The organism is Bordetella petrii, assembly GCF_020991325.1.
Taxonomy (GTDB): domain Bacteria; phylum Pseudomonadota; class Gammaproteobacteria; order Burkholderiales; family Burkholderiaceae_B; genus Bordetella_A; species Bordetella_A petrii_E.
Genome location: NZ_JAJMLX010000003.1, coordinates 1 through 20,047, shown reverse-complemented (window position 1 = coordinate 20,047; position 20,047 = coordinate 1). Strand labels below are relative to the sequence as shown.

Annotated in this window: 16 protein-coding genes; 10 read left to right on the top strand and 6 right to left on the bottom strand. The window is 65.1% G+C overall.

Features of this window, described 5'->3' with window-relative positions:
* Positions 1–4: 4 nt before the first annotated feature.
* Positions 5–1,363, bottom strand: a complete 1,359-nt coding sequence (gene mnmE / locus LPZ50_RS00745; protein WP_230656504.1) for a tRNA uridine-5-carboxymethylaminomethyl(34) synthesis GTPase MnmE — start codon at positions 1,361–1,363, stop codon at positions 5–7.
* Positions 1,364–1,476: 113 nt separating this feature from the next.
* On the opposite strand from mnmE, the gene LPZ50_RS00740 reads away from it, so the two are divergent.
* From LPZ50_RS00740 to LPZ50_RS00695, 10 genes are all read left to right on the top strand, one after another.
* Positions 1,477–3,063, top strand: coding sequence for an ABC transporter substrate-binding protein (locus LPZ50_RS00740; RefSeq protein ID WP_230656577.1), 1,587 nt, complete (start codon positions 1,477–1,479; stop codon positions 3,061–3,063).
* A gap of 18 nt (positions 3,064–3,081) precedes the next feature.
* Complete coding sequence (locus tag LPZ50_RS00735) at positions 3,082–4,056, top strand: ABC transporter permease (protein WP_230656501.1); 975 nt, start codon at positions 3,082–3,084, stop codon at positions 4,054–4,056.
* The gene (locus LPZ50_RS00730; RefSeq protein ID WP_230656498.1) at positions 4,053–4,982 is read left to right on the top strand and encodes an ABC transporter permease; all 930 of its coding nucleotides are present in this window, start codon (positions 4,053–4,055) and stop codon (positions 4,980–4,982) included. Before LPZ50_RS00735 ends, LPZ50_RS00730 begins: the two co-directional genes overlap by 4 nt.
* A gap of 7 nt (positions 4,983–4,989) precedes the next feature.
* The gene (locus tag LPZ50_RS00725) at positions 4,990–5,985 is read left to right on the top strand and encodes an ABC transporter ATP-binding protein (protein WP_230656495.1); all 996 of its coding nucleotides are present in this window, start codon (positions 4,990–4,992) and stop codon (positions 5,983–5,985) included.
* A 42-nt stretch (positions 5,986–6,027) separates the two neighbouring features.
* Positions 6,028–7,023, top strand: coding sequence for an ABC transporter ATP-binding protein (locus LPZ50_RS00720; RefSeq protein ID WP_419195549.1), 996 nt, complete (start codon positions 6,028–6,030; stop codon positions 7,021–7,023).
* A 400-nt stretch (positions 7,024–7,423) separates the two neighbouring features.
* A complete protein-coding gene (locus LPZ50_RS00715) occupies positions 7,424–8,623 on the top strand; it encodes a M20 aminoacylase family protein (RefSeq protein WP_230656488.1) in 1,200 nt (399 codons plus the stop codon).
* A gap of 152 nt (positions 8,624–8,775) precedes the next feature.
* On the top strand, positions 8,776–9,681 hold the full coding sequence (locus LPZ50_RS00710; RefSeq protein WP_230656484.1) for a TauD/TfdA dioxygenase family protein: 906 nt from the start codon (positions 8,776–8,778) through the stop codon (positions 9,679–9,681).
* Positions 9,682–9,693: 12 nt separating this feature from the next.
* Positions 9,694–10,737 (top strand): ABC transporter substrate-binding protein, encoded by a 1,044-nt coding sequence (locus tag LPZ50_RS00705; protein WP_230656480.1) that lies wholly within the window; start codon positions 9,694–9,696, stop codon positions 10,735–10,737.
* Position 10,738: 1 nt separating this feature from the next.
* A complete protein-coding gene (locus tag LPZ50_RS00700; RefSeq protein WP_230656477.1) occupies positions 10,739–11,536 on the top strand; it encodes an ABC transporter ATP-binding protein in 798 nt (265 codons plus the stop codon).
* An 11-nt stretch (positions 11,537–11,547) separates the two neighbouring features.
* On the top strand, positions 11,548–12,423 hold the full coding sequence (locus LPZ50_RS00695) for an ABC transporter permease (RefSeq protein WP_230656474.1): 876 nt from the start codon (positions 11,548–11,550) through the stop codon (positions 12,421–12,423).
* Here the strand turns inward: LPZ50_RS00695 and LPZ50_RS00690 are convergent.
* From LPZ50_RS00690 to yidC, 5 genes are all read right to left on the bottom strand, one after another.
* Entirely contained in the window at positions 12,374–14,065 is a 1,692-nt protein-coding gene (locus tag LPZ50_RS00690; protein WP_230656471.1) for a GMC family oxidoreductase, read from the bottom strand. The two genes, LPZ50_RS00695 and LPZ50_RS00690, sit on opposite strands and share 50 nt — an antisense overlap.
* Positions 14,062–15,594, bottom strand: a complete 1,533-nt coding sequence (locus LPZ50_RS00685; RefSeq protein ID WP_230656468.1) for a sulfatase — start codon at positions 15,592–15,594, stop codon at positions 14,062–14,064. Before LPZ50_RS00685 ends, LPZ50_RS00690 begins: the two co-directional genes overlap by 4 nt.
* A 4-nt stretch (positions 15,595–15,598) precedes the next feature.
* Positions 15,599–16,603, bottom strand: a complete 1,005-nt coding sequence (locus LPZ50_RS00680; RefSeq protein WP_230656465.1) for a tripartite tricarboxylate transporter substrate binding protein — start codon at positions 16,601–16,603, stop codon at positions 15,599–15,601.
* Positions 16,604–16,914: 311 nt separating this feature from the next.
* On the bottom strand, positions 16,915–18,354 hold the full coding sequence (locus LPZ50_RS00675) for a catalase (RefSeq protein ID WP_230656462.1): 1,440 nt from the start codon (positions 18,352–18,354) through the stop codon (positions 16,915–16,917).
* Between the two features lie 201 nt (positions 18,355–18,555).
* On the bottom strand, positions 18,556–20,047 hold a 1,492-nt coding region (gene yidC / locus LPZ50_RS00670; protein ID WP_230656459.1), incomplete at its 5' end, for a membrane protein insertase YidC.

Below are 20,047 nucleotides of genomic sequence, written 5' to 3'. Positions count from 1 at the left end.
GGGTTCACTTCCCGATGCAGAAGCTGGAAAAAATCTCGCCCAGCAGATCGTCGCTGGTGAAGCGCCCAGTAATGCTGCTGAGGCTGTCGTGCGCCAGTCGCAGTTCTTCGGCGAACAGGTCCAGCACCCGGTCGTCCTGCGAGGCATGTTCGGTGGCCGCCGCCAGATGCCGGGCCGCATCCTGCAAGGCATGCACGTGCCGTTCGCGCGCCAGCCAGGGCGATTCGGCGCCCGGGTTCCAGCCGGCCAGCGCCAGCAGGCGGGCGCGCAGTTCGTCCAGCCCCAGGCCTTCGCGCGCCGAAATGCCCAACTGCCCCGCGGAGGGCGTGAATGGGCGGGCCAGCAGATCCACCTTGTTGAACACGGTAAGCAAGGGGGTGCGTTCGGGCAGCCGGGCCACGATCTGGGTATCCAGTTCGTCGCCGGGCCGGGTGGCGTCCTGCAGGTGGAGGATGACATCGGCCCGTTCGATTTCTTTCCAGGTACGGGCGATGCCCAGGCTTTCCACGGTGTCGTCGGTGTCGCGCAGGCCGGCGGTGTCGACGATGTGCAGGGGCACGCCGTCGATGTGGATTTCCTGCACGACCTTGTCGCGCGTGGTGCCGGCAATGGGGGTGACGATGGCCACTTCGTCGCCGGCCAGCGCGTTCAGCAGGCTGGACTTGCCTACGTTGGGCTGGCCCGCCAGCACTACGTGCAGGCCTTCGCGCAGGATCACGCCCTGGCGCGCCTGGGCGATCAGGGTGTCCAGGTCGGCGGCCAGCGCCTGCAGCGTGGGGCGGGCCTGGTATTTTTCCAGGAAATCGATTTCCTCTTCCGGGAAATCCAGCGTGGCTTCCACCAGCATGCGCAAGTGGATGATGCGGTCCGACAGATCGTTGACGCGGGCGGAGAACTCACCCGACAGCGAGGCCATGGCGCCGCGCGCGGCGGCAACCGATGATGCATCAATCAAATCGGCCACGGCCTCGGCCTGGGCCAGGTCCATGCGGTCGTTCAGAAAGGCGCGCCGGGTGAATTCGCCCGGCTCGGCCAGCCGCAAGCCCAGGTCGGCGCCGGCCTGCAGGCAGCGGTCCAGAATGCGCCGCAGCACCGCTGGCCCGCCGTGGCCCTGCAGTTCCAGCACGTCTTCGCCGGTATAGGACTGCGGGGCGCGGAAATACAGGGCGATGCCCTCGTCCAGGGCCTCGCCGTCTGCGGCGGTAAAGGGCAGGTAATGCGCGTGGCGCGGCGTCAGGTCGCGGCCGAACAGGCGGCGCGCCAGCACCGATAAATCAGGGCCGGAGACACGGACGACACCGATGCCGCCCCGTCCCGCGGCGGTGGCGATGGCGGCGATGGGGGCGTGCGTGGAGGGGGCCATAAAAGGAGTCGATTCAGGACGGCAATAAGGGAATATAACTGTTGCGTGCCCGCGTGTTTGCTGGTTAAGGTGTGCCGGCAGTCCAACCTGCAGAACAGACTCGGGAGAGCATGATGGCATCTCAGTGGTTACGTTTATTGGCTGGCGGCACGTTGACGATGGCAATGGCCCTGGGCGCCATCACCCCCGCGGCGGCGCGCGACTTGGTGGTGGCCCTGAAGACCGAGCCCAGCTCACTGGACCCGCAATACCATGCCCTGACTCCCAATACCCAGATTTCCCACACGCTGTTCGACGGCCTGGTGCGCACCGATTCGAAGCTGCAGCCGCAGCCGGCGCTGGCCGAGTCCTGGACGGTGGATGGCAATGTCTGGACGTTCAAGCTGCGCCCCAACGTGAAGTTCTCGGACGGCAGCCCGTTCACGGCGGAAGACGTGGTGTTCACGTATGAACGCGTGCCCAAGGTGCCCAACAGCCCTTCGCCGTTTACGCTGTACCTGGGCGCGGTGGCCAAGGCCGAGGCGGTGGATCCGCTGACGCTGCGCATTACCACCAAGGGCCCGGCGCCCATGCTGCTGGTGAACCTGGCGCAATTGCCCATTCTGTCGAAAAAGGCGGCCTCGGGCCCCGCGCCGGAAGGCAAGACCACCACTGAACTGAACAGCGGCGACGGCCTGGTGGGCACGGGCCCGTACAAGTTCGTGTCCTGGAAGCGCGGCGCGGAACTGGTGTTCGCGCGCAACGAGCATTACTGGGGCAAGAAGCCCGACTGGGACAAGGTGATCTACCGTCCCATGTCCAACGCCGCCGGGCGCGTGGCCGCCCTGCTGGCGGGCGATGTCGACATGATCGAAGACCCGCCCACCGACGACCTGCCCAACCTGAAGAAGAACAAGGGCCTGTACATTGAAGAAACGCCGTCTGTGCGCGTCATGTATGTGGCCATGGACCAGCATGCCGAGCCCACGCCGGGTATTACCGGGCTGGACAAGAATCCCCTGAAAGACAAGCGCGTGCGCGAGGCGCTGTCGCTGGCCATCAACCGCGACGCCATCGTCGACCGCGTGATGGGCGGGGTGGCCAAGGCGGCGGGCAATGCCCTGCCGTATCCGATGTTCGGCGCGTCCAAAGAACATGCCGAGGCGCCCAAGGCCGACCCGGAAAAAGCCAAGGCCTTGCTGAAGGAAGCGGGCTACCCCGATGGGTTTGCCATCACCCTGGGCGCGCCTTCGGGCCGTTATGTAAACGATTCGAAGGTGGCGCAGGCGGTGGCGTCGATGTGGTCGCGCATCGGCGTGAAGACCAGTGTCGAGGCCCTGGCGCCTTCCGTGTTCTTCAAGAAGCGCGACAGCTATGGTTTCAGCGCCTACATGGCGGGCTGGTCGGCCACCAGCGGCGAGATGTCCAACCCGTTGACATCGCTGCTAATGACGCGCAACCCGGACGCGGGCGAAGGCACTACCAATCGCGGCCGCTATTCGAACCCCGACATGGACAAGCTGGTGCGCGAGGCGGGCGCCACCATGGACGACGACAAGCGCGCCAAGCTGCTGCAGCAGGCCAGCAACCTGGCCATGGACGATTTCGCGCTGCTGCCGCTGCACTTCGAGTTGTCGGTGTGGGCCATGAAGAACGACGTGCGCTACGAGGGCCGTCCGGACCAGACCACCCTGGTGCAGTACGCCACGCTGAAGAAGTAGGGCGGACGGTAGCGCAACGTGCTGGCAACCATTATCCGCAGGCTGCTGCAAACGCTGGTGGTGATGTTGGTGATGTCGGCGATCGTGTTCGTCGGCATCTACCTGGTGGGTGACCCGGTATCGATGCTGGCCAGTCCCGAGGCCACGGATGCGCAGCGCGAGGCTATCCGTGTGTCGCTGGGGCTGGACAAGCCCCTGCTGATGCAATACCTGGTGTTCATCGGCCAGGCCGTGCAGGGCAATTTCGGCAACAGTTTCCTGACCGGCGAGCCGGCCATGCGCCTGATCGTGGAACGCATGCCGGCCACGCTGGAACTGGCCACGGTGGCCATGCTGATGTCGGTGCTGATCGGCGTGCCGCTGGGCATTCTTGCGGGCCTGAAGCCCAAGGCGGCGGGGTCGCGCGCCATCATGACGGGATCAGTGCTGGGTTTTTCGCTGCCCAATTTCTGGGTGGGCCTGATGCTGATCATGCTGTTCGCGGTAACGCTGGGCTGGCTGCCGGCCAGCGGGCGCGGCGCTACCGTGCCGGTATTCGGCGTGCCGCTCAGTGTGCTGACGCTGGATGGCTGGGCCAGCCTGATCCTGCCCGCCACCACGATCGCGCTGGCCAAGTGCGCCATGATCGTTCGGGTGACGCGAGCGGCCACGCGCGAGTCGCTGCCCATGGACTACATCAAGTTCGCGCGCGCCAAGGGCCTGTCGGAAAAGCGCGTGCTGGGCGTGCATCTGCTGAAGAACATTCTCATCCCCATCGTTACGGTGGCGGGGCTGGAGTTCGGCCAGGTGGTGGCCTTCGCCGTGGTGACGGAAACCGTGTTTTCCTGGCCGGGCATGGGCAAGCTGCTGATCGATTCCATCGTCAACCTGGACCGCCCGGTGGTGGTGGCCTACCTGATGCTGATCGTGTTCTTCCTGGTCATGTTGAACCTGGTCGTGGACATCATCTATACGGTGCTGGATCCGCGCGTACGACTGGAGCGCCGCGCATGACGACGCCTGTTTCCGCTGGCCCCCAGGCGGCCGCGCCGGTCGCGGCGCGGCCCGACACGCCGCTGCGCCGCTTTGTGGCGGACTTCTGTGCCAGCAAGCTGGCGCTGCTGGGCCTGGCGCTGCTGCTGCTGACGGTGGGCGCGGCGCTATTCGCGCCCTGGATCGCGCCGCAGAACCCCTTCGATATCGGCACGCTGGATATTCTGGATTCGAAGCTGCCGCCGGGCAGTGTCAGCGGCGACGGCAGCATTACTTACTGGCTAGGCACTGACGGGCAGGCACGCGATGTGTTTTCGGCCATTCTGTACGGCATGCGCACCAGCCTGATGGTGGGCGCCATATCTGTGCTGGCGGCGTTCGCCATTGGCGCCACGGTGGGCCTGGTGGCGGCGTACTTCGGCGGACGGGTCGATGCCTTCCTGATGCGCATCGTGGATATCCAGTTGTCGTTCCCGGCCATTCTGGTGGCGCTGATCTTGCTGGCGGTGCTGGGCAAGGGGGTGGACAAGGTCATCATCGCGCTGGTGGTGGTGCAATGGGCCTACTTCGCGCGGGCCGCGCGCGGGGCCGCGCTGGTGGAGCGCGGCAAGGAATATGTCGAGGCGGCGCGCTGCTTGTCGCTGGGCTGGGGGCGGGTGCTGTTCCGCCACGTGCTGCCCAACTGCATGCCGCCCCTGATCGTGATCGCCACCATCGACTTGGCGCACGCCATTGCGCTGGAAGCCACGCTATCGTTCCTGGGGGTGGGGGTGCCGGTGACCGAGCCCTCGCTGGGCATGCTGATCTCCAACGGTTTCGAATACCTGCTGTCGGGGCTGTACTGGATATCGTTCTTCCCCGGCATTGCGCTGGCGATTGCCATCATTGCCATCAACCTGGTGGGCGACCACCTGCGCGATGTGCTTAACCCGCACAACGCGGCCTGAGCAACCCATGGCCAGCGACCACCACTTCGACCCCGGCGCGGCGCCCATGCTGGACGTGCGCGGCCTGAAGACGCACTTCTTCACGCGCGCCGGCGTGGTCAAGGCCGTGGACGGCGTGGATTTGTCGGTGCGGCCGGGTGAGATCCTGGGCCTGGTGGGCGAGTCGGGGTCGGGCAAGAGTATTACCGGGTTTTCGCTGCTGGGGCTGGTGGACGCGCCGGGCCGTGTGGTGGATGGCGAGATCCGCCTGAACGGCGAAGACTTGCGGCAGGTGTCGCCGGCGCGCTGGCGCGCCTTGCGCGGCAGCGATATCGCCATGATTTTCCAGGATCCGATGATGACGCTGAACCCCGTGTTGCGCGTCGATACCCAGATGATAGAAACCGTGCTGGCGCACCAGCGCGTCAGCCGCACGCAGGCCCGGGCGCGCGCGCTGGAGGTGTTGACCAAGGTGGGCATTCCGTCGCCGCAGGACCGCCTGCGTGCGTATCCGCACCAGCTGTCGGGCGGCATGCGCCAGCGGGTGGCCATTGCCATTGCGCTGTTGAATTCCCCGCGCCTGATCATTGCCGACGAGCCGACCACCGCGCTGGACGTGACCATCCAGGGCCAGATTCTGTACGAGATGCAGAAGCTGTGCCGCGAAACCGGCACCGCGCTGATCTGGATCACGCACGACCTGGCGGTGGTGGCGGGGCTGGCCGACCGCGTGGCGGTGATGTACGCCGGGCGCGTGGTGGAAACCGGCAGCACGGCGGATGTGATCGGGCGCGCCCTGCATCCGTATACGCATGGCCTGATCGCGTCGATTCCCACGCCGCAGACGCGCGGCCAGCCGCTGGAGCCCATTCCCGGTATGACGCCATCGCTGTTGAATTTGCCGCAGGGCTGTGCGTTCCGTACGCGTTGCGCGCGCGCCACCGAGGCCTGTACGCAGGCGCCGCCGGCCGTGGAACACCGGCCCGCGCATTGGGCCCGTTGCTGGCACGCAGGAGAACGCTAGGTGCATACCGCCGCTTCCCCACCCGGGCCCACGCCGCCGTCCATTCTGTCGCTGCAGCAGGTAGAGCAGCATTTCGTGCAGCCGGTGGACCTGGCCGGCCGCATCGCCAACCTGTTCGGCGCGGGCCTGAAGACGCTGGTGGTGCAGGCCGTGGCGGGGGTGGACCTGGAGGTGCGCGCGGGCGAGGTCATTGGCATCGTGGGCGAGTCGGGCTGCGGGAAGTCGACGCTGGGCCGCATGGTATCGGGCATATTGCGGCCCACGGGCGGGCAGATTCACTACCAGGGCAAGGCGGTGGCGCAGATGCCGGCGGCCGAGCGGCGCGCGTACGAGCTGGGCGTGCAGATGATTTTCCAGGATCCATATGCCTCGCTGAATCCGCGCATGCGGGTGCTGGACATCATCGGCGAGGCGCCGGTGGCGCATCGCCTGATACGCCCGGCCGAGAAGGCGGAATACGTGGCGGGGCTGATGCGCCAGGTGGGGCTGGACCCGGCCTACGCGCAGCGCTACCCGCACCAGTTTTCGGGCGGGCAGCGCCAGCGCATCGGTATTGCGCGGGCGCTGGCGCTGAAGCCGTCGGTGATTGTGTGCGACGAGGCGGTGGCGGCGCTGGATGTGTCGATCCAGGCGCAGGTGTTGAATCTGTTCGCGCAGTTGCGGCGCGAGCTGGACCTGACTTATCTGTTCATCAGCCATAACCTGAGCGTGGTGAGCCATATTTCCGACCGGGTGGCCATCATGTACCTGGGGCGCATTGTCGAGATCGCGCCCACCGAGGTGGTGTTTTCGCGGGCCAATCATCCGTATACGCAGGCGCTGCTGGAAGAACTGCCGGACTTGCAGCCGGGGCGGCGGGATTACCGTCCTATCAAAGGGGAACTGCCTTCGCCGTTGGCGCCGCCATCGGGGTGTGCGTTTCATCCGCGCTGTCCGCATGCGATGCCGCGGTGTTCTGTTGAACGGCCGTTGTTGCGGGCGGTTGCCTCGGGGCATGCTAGTGCTTGCCATTTGAATGATGGGGCGGGTGCGGGGTAAGTTTCTGGTGCTTGGTGCTTGGTTCTTGGTTCTAGCCCCGTCCCGTGCCAGCTTGAACCGTTGTCTGCAGGGCCGGGTTTGCGCACTTCTGGGTCGTGGGAGTCGGCGACCGTATTCAACGAGGCCACGTTCAAGGCGCTGGCGGTTTCCTGTTTCATGGTGAGACATTGCCAGCCTCGGCGCCCTGGGTTTGGGTGGGGCCGGGCGAGTTGACCGGCGGGGCAGCCCGCGCAGCGGGCCGAGGGTGCCTGTATGCACCCGAGCCCGACGGGCTTCGCCTGGCCCCACCCAAACCCAGGGCGCCGAGGCGACCTATGAATGCACAATCGGAAAATCAACAACCCGGCAGCGGTATGCTACAAAACTTGCATAAGACTATTTCGGAACGCCGAGCATCGCCATGAAAACCCTAGATGAAATCGAACGCGCCCATGCCGACCTGACCGCGCTGCGCCGCGATATCCATGCCCATCCGGAACTGGCTTACCAGGAAACCCGCACTTCGGCGCTGGTGGCCGAACGGCTGCGCAGTTTCGGCATCGAGGTGCACACGGGCTTCGGCAAGACAGGACTGGTGGGCGTATTGAAATCGGGCACCGGCGGCAAGTCCATCGGCCTGCGCGCCGACATGGACGCATTACCCATGCCCGAGCACAATCGCTTCGCGCACAAGTCCACCGTGGATGGGCGCATGCATGGTTGCGGGCACGATGGCCACACTACCATCCTGCTGGGCGCGGCGGAGTATCTGGCGCGGCACCGGAATTTCGACGGCACGGTGCACTTTATTTTCCAGCCCGCCGAAGAAGGCGGCAACGCGGGCGCCCGCGCCATGATGGAAGACGGCCTGTTCGATAAATTTCCCTGCGATGCGGTGTTCGGGCTGCACAACATGCCCGGCATGCCGGTCAACCAGTTCGGCTTTCGCAGCGGGCCCGCCATGGCATCGAGCAATCGCTGGGACATCACCATCAAGGGCGTGGGTGGCCATGCCGCGCAGCCGCACGGCGCGGTAGACCCCATCATCGTGGCGGCCGACATGGTGCACGCCTTGCAGACGCTGATATCGCGCAGCAAAGACCCGCTGGAATCCGCTGTATTGTCCATTACCCAGATCCACGCCGGCGACGCGTATAACGTGATTCCGGGCGAGGCCGTGTTGCGCGGCACCGTGCGTACGTACACCGTGGATGTGCTGGACAAGATCGAGGAAGGCATGCGCCGCATCGCCACCACCTTGCCCCAGGTGTATGGCGGTACCGGCGAACTGGATTTCGTGCGCGCCTATCCGCCGCTGGTGAACTGGGAAGAACAAACGGCGTTCGCCGCCCAGGTGGCGCGCGAGGCGTTCGGCGACGAACAGGTCAACTGCGATATTCCGGCCTTCATGGGCGCCGAGGATTTTTCGTTTTATCTGGAAAAGGTGCCGGGCTGCTATCTGTTCCTGGGCAACGGCGATGGCGACCACCGCGTGGCCACCTACCATGGCATGGGCCCGTGCCAGCTGCACAACCCCAACTACGACTTCAACGATGCGCTGTTGCCGGTGGGCGCCACGTACTGGGTCAAGCTGGTAGAAAAGTTCCTGCCTGCCGCATGATGGGCGCGGGTGGATGTCCGACTGCGGGTTTCGGATATATGAATATAGCCGTGCCTGCATATGACACCAGGCTCTGTTCAAACACCCATATCTTCGTTTGAGCAGGAACAGGCTCTTTGCATAATGGATCGCTCTGAATTCTGGAGCGATCCATGTCTGTTGCCAGCAACGCCTTGCGCCGCGATGAGTTCGTCGGCCCGGCCTCGCAGGATTTCGATGTGCGGCCCTTGCCCGGCGGGACCGGCGCGGAGGTCGTCGGCATCGACCTGGGCCGTACGCTGAACGATCTTGACTTCGCCCGCGTGCGCCGTGCCCACCTGGATCACCACGTGGTGGTGTTCCGCGACCAGCGCATCAGCCCGCAGCAGCATATCGATTTCAGCCGCCGTTTCGGCAAATTGATGATCCACGTGCTGCACCAGTTTCATCTGGCGGGGCACCCCGAGATCCTGATCGTTTCCAACATCGTCGAGAACGGCCAGCCCGTGGGCCTGGGCGATGCCGGCAAGTACTGGCATTCGGATATTTCGTATAAGCCCCTGCCCAGCCTGGGTTCGCTGCTGCATGCGCAGGAGCTGCCGGCCGAAGGCGGCGACACGCTGTTCGCCGACATGCACAAGGCGTACGACACACTGCCGGCGCATCTGCGGCGGGCCGTGGAGGGGCGGCTTGCGGTGCATTCGTACCTGGCCAAGTACGGCCAGATGCAGAAAGAGGCCAATTGGCGCCCTAATCTCAGCGCCGAGCAGCTGGCGCAGGTGAAAGAAGTGGTGCATCCGGTGGTGCGCACGCATCCCGACACGCGCCGCAAGGCGCTGTTTGTCAGCGAGGGCTTCACCACGCGTATCGAAGGCCTGCCCGAAGATGAAAGCCGGCAGGTCCTGGACGAGCTGTTCGCCCACAGCATCAAGCCCGAGCACATTTACCGGCACGCCTGGCGCGAACACGACCTGGTGTTCTGGGACAACCGTTCGCTGATACACCTGGCCGCGGGTTGTCCGGCACACCTGCGCCGCAAGCTGTTTCGCACCACGATCGAAGGCGACCTGCCTTATTAAGCCGGACTGGACATGAACCACTTTCTGACTCTGAAACAACGCCTGGCCCGATATGCCGGCGCAAGCGCCCTGGCGCTGGTCATCGCCGTGCTGGCCCTGGTGTCGCCCACGCCGGCGCTGGCCGAAGGCCGGCTGCGCATCGCCGAGCAGTACGGCATTGTCTATCTGCTGCTGAACGTGGCGCGCGACCAGCAGCTGATCGAGAAATACGGCAAGCAGGCCGGCGTGGACATCGATGTGGAATGGGTGAAGCTGTCGGGTGGAGCCGCCGTCAACGATGCGCTGCTGTCCGGGGGCGTGGATATCGCGGCCGCGGGCGTGGGGCCCCTGTTGACGATCTGGGACCGCACGCACGGCCGCCAGAACGTGAAGGGCGTGGCGTCGCTGGGCAATTTCCCCTATTACCTGGTGTCGAACAACCCGGCCGTGAAAAGCATTGCCGACCTCAGCGATAAAGATCGCATCGCCCTGCCCGCGGTGGGCGTGTCGGTGCAGGCGCGCGTGCTGCAGCTGGCCGCCGCCAGGCAATGGGGCGACGATCAGTACGCCAGGCTGGACGCGATATCAGTGGCCATGCCGCACCCGGATGCCACTGCCGCAATCATTTCCGGCGGCACGGAGATCACGGCGCACTTCGGCAATCCGCCTTTCCAGGATCAGGAACTGGCGCAGAATCCGCAGGCCCGCATCGTGCTGAATTCCTACGATGTGCTGGGCGGGCCCAGTTCTTCCACGGTGCTGTTCGCCACCGAGAAATTCCGCAACGAAAACCCCAAGACCTACGGCGCTTTCCTGAAGGCATTGCAGGAAGCCGCGCAGTTCGTCACGGCGCACCCCCAAGAAGCCGCCGATACTTACCTGCGGGTAACGGGCGCCAAGCTGGACAGGGATTTCCTGGTAAAGGTCATTACCAACCCCGACGTATCGTTCACTTTGCAGCCCAACAACACGCTGGTGCTGGCCCAGTTCATGCACAAGATCGGCGCCATCAAAAACCCGGCCGCCAGCTGGCGCGACTACTTCTTCGAAGACGCCGCCATCGGGCAGGGAAGCTGACATGGCGGCGCCCCAGCCCCTGCTGCAGGTACGCGACCTGACGCTGGAGTACAAGACGCCGCAGCGCCGTGTACGCGCCACGCAGCAGGTCAGCTTCGACGTGCACGCAGGTGACCGCTACATTCTGCTGGGGGCCTCGGGCTGCGGTAAATCCACCCTGCTGAAATCGGTAGCGGGGTTCGTGGCGCCGGCGGCGGGCCAGATCCTGCTGGACGGCCGCGCCGTGGCGGGGCCCGGTCCGGATCGCGTCGTGGTGTTCCAGGAATTCGACCAACTGCCGCCGTGGAAAACGGTGCTGAACAATGTGGCGTTTCCCCTGGTGGCGTCGCGCAAGCTGGGGCGCGCCGAGGCCCGCGAGCGCGCCCTGCACTATCTGGATAAAGTGGGCCTGTCGGCCTTCGCCGATGCCTACCCGCATACGCTGTCGGGCGGCATGAAACAGCGCGTGGCCATTGCGCGCGCGCTGGCCATGCAGCCGCGCGTACTGTTGATGGACGAACCCTTCGCGGCCCTGGACGCGCTGACGCGCCGCAAAATGCAGGAAGAGCTGCAGGCCTTGTGGGAAGAAGCGCGCTTCACGTTGCTGTTCGTGACCCATTCCATTGAAGAGGCGCTGGCCCTGGGCAACCGCATTCTGCTGCTGTCGCCGCATCCGGGCCGCGTGCGGGCCGAACTCAATGCGCACCAGTTCGACCTGCGCGGCCAGGGTTCGGCGGCGTTCCAGGCCGCCACGAGGCGTATCCACGAGCTGCTGTTCGACGTGCCGGCCGACCCCGAACCGCAACGCGCGGCAGCCTGAGGAATCGCCCCATGATCTCGACCGCCCAGGGCACCGCGCTGCGCCCGGAAATCGAACACGTGCTGCCGCCCTTGCCCGAATTGGCGGCCGAGGCGCCGCTGCCCTGGCACGAGCGCCTGCGCAATCATTCGGCGTTGCGCAAGACGCTGATATTGCTGCTGCTGGCGTTGCTGTGGGAAGCCGCCGCCCGTTATACCGGCAACGACTTGCTGCTGCCCGGGGCCTGGCAGACGGCCCAGGCGTTCGCGCAGGGCCTGGCCGACGGCGAGCTGCCGGCACGCGCCCTGCAGTCGCTGCAAGTACTGCTGAAGGGGTATGTGGCGGGCATTGCGCTGGCGTTCGTCCTGACCACGCTGGCGGTGTCCACGCGCGTGGGCCGCGATTTATTGTCCACCCTGACGGCGATGTTCAACCTCCTGCCCGCCATCGCCCTGCTGCCCCTGGCCCTGCTGTGGTTCGGCCTGGGCGAGGGCAGCCTGGTGTTCGTGTTGATCCACTCGGTGCTGTGGGCCCTGGCCTTGAATATTTATTCCGGCTTTCTGGCGGTGCCCGAAACACTGCGCATGGCCGGCCGCAACTATGGGTTGAAAGGCCCGCGCTATGTGCTGGGCATTCTGGTGCCGGCCGCCTTGCCGGCCATATTGGCCGGCCTGCGCATCGGCTGGGCGTTCGCTTGGCGTACGTTGATCGCGGCCGAACTGGTGTTCGGCGCGTCCAGCGGCAAGGGCGGGCTGGGCTGGTACATCTTCCAGAATCGCAACGAGCTTTACACCGACCGCGTGTTCGCCGGGCTGGCGGCGGTGGTGATGATAGGGCTGGCTGTCGAGAACCTGGTGTTCAATGCGCTGGAACGCGCCACGGTGCGCCGCTGGGGCATGCAGCGCTAGGCTCGCTGGTTTGTCCGCGGGCCGTTTGCAGTACCTGGTGGGCGCCTTTTTCCCCGATCATGATGCTGGCGGCATTGGTGTTGGTGGACACCATGGACGGCATGACGGACGCGTCGATGACCCGCAGCGCGGCTATCCCGCGCACGCGCAGTTCGGGGTCGACGACGCAGGTGTCGTCCTGCCCCATCTTGCAGGAGCCGCTTGCATGGAACACCGTGCCTCCGCCGTGGCGGGCAAAGCGTTCCAGGCCGGCGTCGTCGTTCACCGCGTTGCCAGGCAGATATTCTTCGTCGGTGATCAGGCCGCGGAATGACGGCTGGTGGAAGATGTCACGCAGTATTTTCAGCCCCGCGACGAGTACCCGCGCGTCGTGGGGTTCGGTCAGGTAATTGGTGACAATGGCCGGTGGATCCAGCGGATCGGCCGTTCGGATCCGGACGCGGCCGCGCGACAACGGCCGGCATTGGGTGGCCGACGCCGAAAAACCCGAAAATCGATGCAAGGGGTCGCCCGGCTTGTCCACCGACAATGGCATGACATTGAGCAGCAAATCCGGGCGGCCGCCCGTTGCATATTCGCTGCATACCATGCCTCCCACCTGGCCCGCGCCGACGGTCAGGGGGCCGGACTGCGAAAGCAGCCAGCGTGCGCCCATTGACAGCAGGCCCAGTGGGCTACGCGCCTGATCATTGAGCGACATTTTCTCGCGCAACTTTACGATAACGCGAGCCTGATAATGGTCTTGCAGATTCTCGCCCACGCCAGGCAGGTCGGCGTGCACCTCGATACCGTACTGGCGCAGCAGATCGGCCGGGCCGATTCCGGATAGTTGCAGCAGTTGCGGCGATTGCAGCGCGCCGGCCGCCAGCAGCACTTCGGACTCGGCGTGGGCCGATTCGAGCGTGCCGTCGCGCAGCCATTGCATGCCCGTCGCGCGGCCGTTCCTGATCAGCACGCGTGTGGCATGGGCGCCGGTCAGCACGGTCAGGTTGGGTCGGTGTAATGCCGGCGCCAGGAACGCCGAGGCGGCGTCGCATCGCCAGCGTCCGCGCAAGGTCAGCTGGTAGGAGCCCAGGCCATTGGCATGCGCGCCATTGAAATCCGGATTGCGGGCAAAGCCCGCTTCGTTGCCGGCCTGCAGCCAGGCCTGGCAGTACGGGTGGTCGTTGCGCAACTCGGACACGCACAATTCGCCCGAGCCGCCATGGTATTCGCTTTCGCCGGCCTCGTGGCGTTCCGACCGCTTGAAGAACGGCAGCACCTGGCGGTAGTTCCAGCCGCTAGCGCCCGACTGGTGCCAGTCGTCGAAATCGGCATGTTGGCCGCGAATGTAGAGCAGGCCGTTGATGGCGCTGGATCCTCCCAGCACGCGTCCTCTGGGCCAGACAATATTGCGGTTGCCGGTGGCGCCCTGGGCCTCGGTCTGGAATTGCCATGAATAGCGCGGATCATAGATGGTGCGGAAGTAGCCGATGGGCAGCCGCAGCCAGAAGCTTCCGCCCTTGCCGCCGGCCTCGAGCAGCAGAACCCGGCAGGAAGGATCCGCGCTGAGCCGGTTGGCCAGCACGCAGCCCGCCGACCCCGCGCCTACGATGATGTAGTCATAGCCGGAAGCGGCCTGGCCGTCGCGGTTCGGGTTCATGGCGCGGGTGCCACCAGGCCCAGGCGCTGGTAGGCTTCCGGGGGCGCGTCGTTTTCGCGCATGATCTTCATCATCAAGGCCTGCAGGCGCTGTTCAATGCCTGGGTCACGGAATGGCCTTTGCTGCGCGTAATCGTTGTCCAGGTCATAAAGCACGGTGGTGGTGTCTTCGTAGCCGCCGCCCTGGCCCTGGTGCCCGGTGGGCTGCCCGCGGTCATTGCGCCGCGCGGGTACCTTCAGCAGCGGTACGCCCTGCGTGAACGCGAACGGTGCTGAAAGCTCGGCGCCGCGCAGGTCGTCGACGTGGAACATGGTTTTCAGGTGCATGGGCATCAGCGTGTATTCATACAGCTGCTGGCGCGTCATGTCCTCGGGATACAGGAAGTAGGTATAGCGTCCGTCGGTAATGTTGGTGCCGGCGCCGAACATGCCGTATAGCGCGGCCTCGCGTCCCGGGCCGTCGCGCTCGAGCAGCGGCAGCAGCGACGTTCCGTTGCAGGTTGCCGGCGCCGCCACGCCATGCAGCGCCAGCAGGGTCGGCATGATGTCGATGGTTTGCGTCAATGCCTGCCGGCGCTCGCCCGCATGATTGGCGTAATCGGGATGATGAACGATCAATGGGATATGTGCGATCTCGTTGTAGAACGGCATGCGATTTTTGCCCCACCAGTCGTGTTCGGCCAGCAGGAAGCCGTGATCGGTCGTCAACACGACGGCTGTATCCTTCCACATGTCGTGCTGGTCGAGGAAGTCGAGCAGGCGTCCGAAATGGCGGTCGCACATCGCGACCAGCGCGGCGTAGTTGGCGCGCAGTTCGGCGATTTCGCTGGCCGACTCTTCGTTGCGTTTGTAGCGGGGCCAGTCGAGGATGGGGCCGTCGTAGTCGCTGGGATAGCGTTCACGATACTCGGAGGGCGCGTGGAACGGTTCGTGCGGATCGAAGCACTCCAGGTGCAGCAGCCAGTTGTCGGCGTCGCGGTTGCGTTCCAGGAACTCGAAGCCGGCCGCGAACGTACGGGGGCAGCAATAATCGGCCTCGTCCCGCATGAACTCGCGGTTCACCATGGCCTGCAGGCGTCCGTCGCCCTTGCCCGCGGGTTGCTGCATCGGGTGGTACATGTTGCGGAAGCGCTCCAACGGAGGTTGCACCATCGCCTTCCACTTGTCCCATTCTTGCCCGCGCACGAACTCCCAGGTGGAGTAGCGGTTGTGATAGGTGGCCCCGCCGTCTTCCCAGTAGTGATAGTGATCGGACACCAGGTGCGTGTAGATGTCCTGCGCCCCCAGCAACTGCGCAAACGATTGGTCGAAGGGTTCCAGCGGGCCCCAGCTTCGGTGCAGGAAGTTCAGGCGTCCGGTGTGCATTTCGCGGCGCGCGGGCATGCACGGCAGGCTGCCGACGAAATGGCGTTCGAAGGTGACGGCTCGCTGGGCGAAGCGATTGAAGTTGGGCGTCTCGATGGCGGTGCCGCCATAGCATTGCAATGCCGATCTCATCAAGGAGTCGAACAGGACAAAGATTGTGCGCATGGCCTCACTCCACCTTGATGTGCGCGGTGCGCACGATGTCTGTCCATTTGTCGAGGTCGGCCTGGACCAGCGTCTTGAATTGGCCGGCGCTGATGGGGGCGGCGGCCGTGACGCCGCTGCGGGTCATGGCATCGCGCACCTTGGCGTCGCCCAGCGCCTTCGAGGCCGCCTGGTTCAGGCGTTCAACGACTGCGGCCGGCGTCCCCGCTGGCGCCAGCAGGCCGATCCACTGGTCAGTGTTGAAGCCCGGTTCCCCGGCTTCCGCCATGGTCGGAACTTGCGGCAATTGCGGCATCCGCTTGTCGCTGGCAACCGCCAACGCGGTGACCTTGCCGGCGGTGATCTGCGGCAACGCTACGGCCGCATTGGCGAAATGGAAATCGACGCGGCCGCCGATCTGGTCTGTCATGGCTGGCGGGCCACCCTTGTACGCGACATGCAGGATGTCGAGCTTTTCTCGTGATTTCAGCCATTCGCCCGCCAGATGGCCAGGCGTGCCGTTGCCGGCCGAGGCATAGTTGAGTTGTCCGGGCGCCACCCGGGCACGTTCGATCAGGTCGGCCACGGATTTCGGCCCTTTGGTCGGATGAGTGACCAGGATCAACGGTGCATAGGCCAGCGGCGCAACGGGCTGGAAGTCTTGCAGCAGCTTGAATGGCTGTGGCAGCCCCACAGCCTGGTTGATCGCGATCGCGCTGGTGGTCACCATCAGGGTGTAGCCGTCGGCGGCCGCCTTCGCGACGGCATCGGCTCCGATGGTGCCCCCGGCGCCCAGTTTGTTCTCGACAATGACCGTGGTGCCCAGTTCGGCTTGCAGCGCGTCGGCCAGCAGGCGGGCCGGCAGGTCCACCAGGCCGCCGGCGGGCCATGGCACGATGATGCGGATGGGCCGGTCAGGGTAGCCGGCGGCCATGGCGCCGGCCATGCCGCCGGCAAGGATGGCGCCCGCCATGCCGGTGACCAGCCGGCGGCGCACATGGTCGGGTTTGCTGCGGGCAGGTTGCCTCATGTGTCTCTCCTTTGGTATGCGAGGCCGGCTTGGCGGAGTGCTGCTCTCTGTTCCGGTGGCTGGCGCTCGTTGGTTCACCGCCCGGTGCCGGGCTGTTGTTGTTATCGGCCATGCCGATCATGGCTTTAATCATCTAAACGTTCTATAAACCATACGACCGTAATATTGGCTATGTCAATGCGAGTTTTACCTGCTGCCGTCTATTGAGGAGGCGGAAATGCAGAATGCCTCCAGGACGACAGGGTTCTGGAGGCATTCAAGAGGCCGGTGTAAAAGCCCCGCCGCCGCGGGGCCCTGGCCATGCAGGGCGCCTACTTCAGCCCCAACGCCGCCGCCACGCCGGCGGCGTAGTCCGGGTCGGCGCGGCGGAAGTGTTCCAGCTGGCGCCGCTGGATGAATTCCGGCACGCTCGCCATGTGGCGCGCGATATTGCCGAACAACACCTGCTTTTGCTCGTCGGTCATCAGGCGGAACAAGGCGCCCGGCTGCGAGTAATAGTCTTCGTCGACACGGTGATTCCAGCGGTCGGCCGCCTGGCCGTCCAGGGGCATCGGCGGCTCGGCCGTATCCGGGGCTTCCAGCCAGTCGCCCGCGCTATTGGGCTCGTAGTTGATCGTGCTGCCCAGGTTGCCATCGGTGCGGCCCGCGCCGTCGCGATGGAAGCTGTGGAACGGGCAGCGCGGCGCATTCACGGGCACCTGGTGATGGTTGACGCCCAGCCGGTAGCGGTGCGCATCGCCATACGAGAACAACCGGCCTTGCAGCATCTTGTCGGGCGAGAACCCGATACCGGGCACCACGTTGGCCGGGGTGAAGGCCGCCTGCTCCACTTCGGCGAAGTAGTTTTCCGGGTTGCGGTTCAGTTCCAGAATGCCCACGTCGATCAGCGGATAGTCGGCGTGCGGCCATACCTTAGTCAGGTCGAATGGGTTGATGGCATAGGTGGCCGCGTCGGCCTCCGGCATTACCTGGATCTTCATGGCCCAGCGGGGGAAGTTGCCCTGCTCGATGTTGTCGTACAGGTCGCGCTGCGCGGTTTCGCGGTCTTGCCCCACCCGCTCGGCGGCCTGCGCGTCGGTGTAACAAGCGATACCCTGCATGGATTTGAAGTGGAACTTCACGTAGAAGCGTTCGCCCTGCGCGTTGATCAGGCTGAAGGTGTGCGAACCGAAACCATGCTGCTGGCGGTAGTTCTGGGGCAGTCCGCGGTCGCTCATCAGGATGGTGACCTGATGCAGCGATTCGGGGTTCAGCGACCAGAAGTCCCACGCGGCGGCGGCGTTGCGCGTATTGGTTTGCGGGTCGCGCTTCTGAGTGTGGATGAAGTCGGGAAACTTCAGCGGGTCGCGCACGAAAAATACCGGCGTGTTGTTGCCCACCAGGTCCCAGTTGCCTTCTTCGGTGTAGAACTTGATGGCGAAGCCGCGCACGTCGCGTTCGGCGTCGGCCGCGCCACGTTCACCGGCCACGGTGGAAAAGCGCAGGAACAGCGGGGTCTGCTTGCCCACCTGGGCAAACAGCCTGGCGCGCGTATAACGCGTGATGTCGTGGGTGATGGTCAGGGTGCCGTAGGCGCCCGAGCCCTTGGCATGCACCACGCGCTCGGGGATACGTTCGCGCGCGAAGTGCGCCAGCTTGTCGATCAGCCAGACGTCCTGCAGCAGTACCGGGCCGCGGGGGCCGGCCGTGACGGAATGATTGTTATTGGGGACAGGCGCGCCGGCGGCGGTGGTAAGCGTTTTGTTGGTCATGAGCGGGGCTCCTATCTTGATGTTCCAGTCCCGGCGTGGCTGGCGCCGGGCTTGCCGGCGGCTGCCGGCGTGCATCAATGGTAGGAGTCGCTGATGGCCGAAGGGAAATTGTATTAATTACCCAAATCGATAAACAAAAACTAATTGTTTACATAAATTGATAGGGCAGCCGCGCCCGCCAGGCGGACGCGGCTGCCGCCGTCAGCGGTTGGCCGCTGCCGCGGCACGGCGTTCGATGCCGCGCGTAATGCTCCACTGCTGCAGGATGGACAGCGTGTTGTTCACGCACCAGTACAGCACCAGGCCCGCCGGGAAGAAGAACATCATCCCGCCGAACACCAGGGGCATGATCATCATGACCTTGGCCTGGATGGGATCCGGAGGCGTGGGGTTCAGTTTGATCTGCAGGAACATGGTGGCCATCATGAAGGCCGGCAGGATGAAGTACGGGTCGCGCACCGACAGGTCTTGCACCCACAGGATCCAGGGCGCGCCGCGCATTTCCACGCTGGCCAGCAGCACCCAGTACAGGGCGATGAACACTGGAATCTGCACCACCATGGGCAGGCAGCCGCCCAGCGGATTGATTTTCTCGGTGCGGTACATCTCCATCATGGCCTGGTTGAGCTTCTGGCGGTCGTCGCCGAACTTCTCTTTCAGGGCCTGCAGGCGCGGCGCCACTTGCTTCATGCGCGCCATCGAGCGGTAGCTGGCCGAGGCCAGCGGGTAGAACACGGCCTTGATGATGACCGTCAGCGCGACAATGGCCCAGCCCCAGTTGCCCAGCAGGCCGTGCAGCCAGGTCAGCAGCGAGAACAGCGGCTTGGCGATGATGGTGAGCCAGCCGTAGTCGACCACCAGTTCCAGGCCGGGCGCCAGGGCGCCCATGGCTTTCTGGTCTTGCGGGCCCACCCACAGGTGCGAATCGACCTGCGCGGTGGCGCCCGGTTCCACCGTACCCACGGCTTCGATGCTGCGCGCGGCGTACAGGTTGGGCTGCACCTGGATCAGCTCGTTGGTGCGCTGCTTGCCCTGCGGGGGCACCCAGGCCGTGGCGAAGTAGTGCTGCACGATCGCCAGCCAGCCGTTGTCGGCCTGCTTGATGTAGTCGCTTTTGTTCTTGGCGATGTCCGAGAAGGTGATCTTCTGGAATTTTTCCTGTTCGGAATAAACCGCCACGCCGGTAAACGTGTGATAGAAGCTGGACGTATCGGCCGGATCGTTGCCGTCGCGTTCGAGCTGCAGGTACAGCGAGGGCGATACCGGCTGGCCGGCCTGGTTGGTCAGGGCGTGGCGCACGTCGATGTCGTAGCGGCCGCGATGCAGGGTGTAGGTCTTGGTGACCTTCAGGCCGCCCGATTCGGCTTCGAACGCCACCTGCAGGGAATCGCCGGTGAGTTCGGTTTCGCCGGGCACCAGGCGGAACGGTGTCTGGTGGTTGGGAAAGCTTTGCCCATTGGGCGCGCCCACCAGGCCCGACTGCACCACGTAGGTGAGTTCGGGCGAGCGGTCGAGCAGCACCGTGGGCTTGTTGGCCTGGCCCGTGGTGGGGTAGTTGAGCAGTTCGGCGCGCACCAGCTGGGCGCCGGTGGTGTCGAAGGTCAGGCGCAGCACGTCGGTGGTGATGACGACCTGCTCGGCCTTGGCGGCCGGCGCGGCCGAGGCGCCGGGCACCGTGCTGGGCGCGGCCGCG

What these genes read in the sequence shown, in the direction of transcription:
- LPZ50_RS00710 (WP_230656484.1), top strand. Translation starts at nt 8,776, where the DNA reads ATGTCTGTTGCCAGCAACGCCTTGCGCCGCGATGAGTTCGTCGGCCCG.
- LPZ50_RS00690 (WP_230656471.1), bottom strand. Translation starts at nt 14,065, where the DNA reads ATGAACCCGAACCGCGACGGCCAGGCCGCTTCCGGCTATGACTACATC.
- LPZ50_RS00680 (WP_230656465.1), bottom strand. Translation starts at nt 16,603, where the DNA reads ATGAGGCAACCTGCCCGCAGCAAACCCGACCATGTGCGCCGCCGGCTG.
- LPZ50_RS00695 (WP_230656474.1), top strand. Translation starts at nt 11,548, where the DNA reads ATGATCTCGACCGCCCAGGGCACCGCGCTGCGCCCGGAAATCGAACAC.
- LPZ50_RS00675 (WP_230656462.1), bottom strand. Translation starts at nt 18,354, where the DNA reads ATGACCAACAAAACGCTTACCACCGCCGCCGGCGCGCCTGTCCCCAAT.
- LPZ50_RS00685 (WP_230656468.1), bottom strand. Translation starts at nt 15,594, where the DNA reads ATGCGCACAATCTTTGTCCTGTTCGACTCCTTGATGAGATCGGCATTG.
- mnmE (WP_230656504.1), bottom strand. Translation starts at nt 1,363, where the DNA reads ATGGCCCCCTCCACGCACGCCCCCATCGCCGCCATCGCCACCGCCGCG.
- LPZ50_RS00740 (WP_230656577.1), top strand. Translation starts at nt 1,477, where the DNA reads ATGGCATCTCAGTGGTTACGTTTATTGGCTGGCGGCACGTTGACGATG.
- LPZ50_RS00730 (WP_230656498.1), top strand. Translation starts at nt 4,053, where the DNA reads ATGACGACGCCTGTTTCCGCTGGCCCCCAGGCGGCCGCGCCGGTCGCG.
- LPZ50_RS00700 (WP_230656477.1), top strand. Translation starts at nt 10,739, where the DNA reads ATGGCGGCGCCCCAGCCCCTGCTGCAGGTACGCGACCTGACGCTGGAG.
- LPZ50_RS00715 (WP_230656488.1), top strand. Translation starts at nt 7,424, where the DNA reads ATGAAAACCCTAGATGAAATCGAACGCGCCCATGCCGACCTGACCGCG.
- LPZ50_RS00725 (WP_230656495.1), top strand. Translation starts at nt 4,990, where the DNA reads ATGGCCAGCGACCACCACTTCGACCCCGGCGCGGCGCCCATGCTGGAC.
- LPZ50_RS00705 (WP_230656480.1), top strand. Translation starts at nt 9,694, where the DNA reads ATGAACCACTTTCTGACTCTGAAACAACGCCTGGCCCGATATGCCGGC.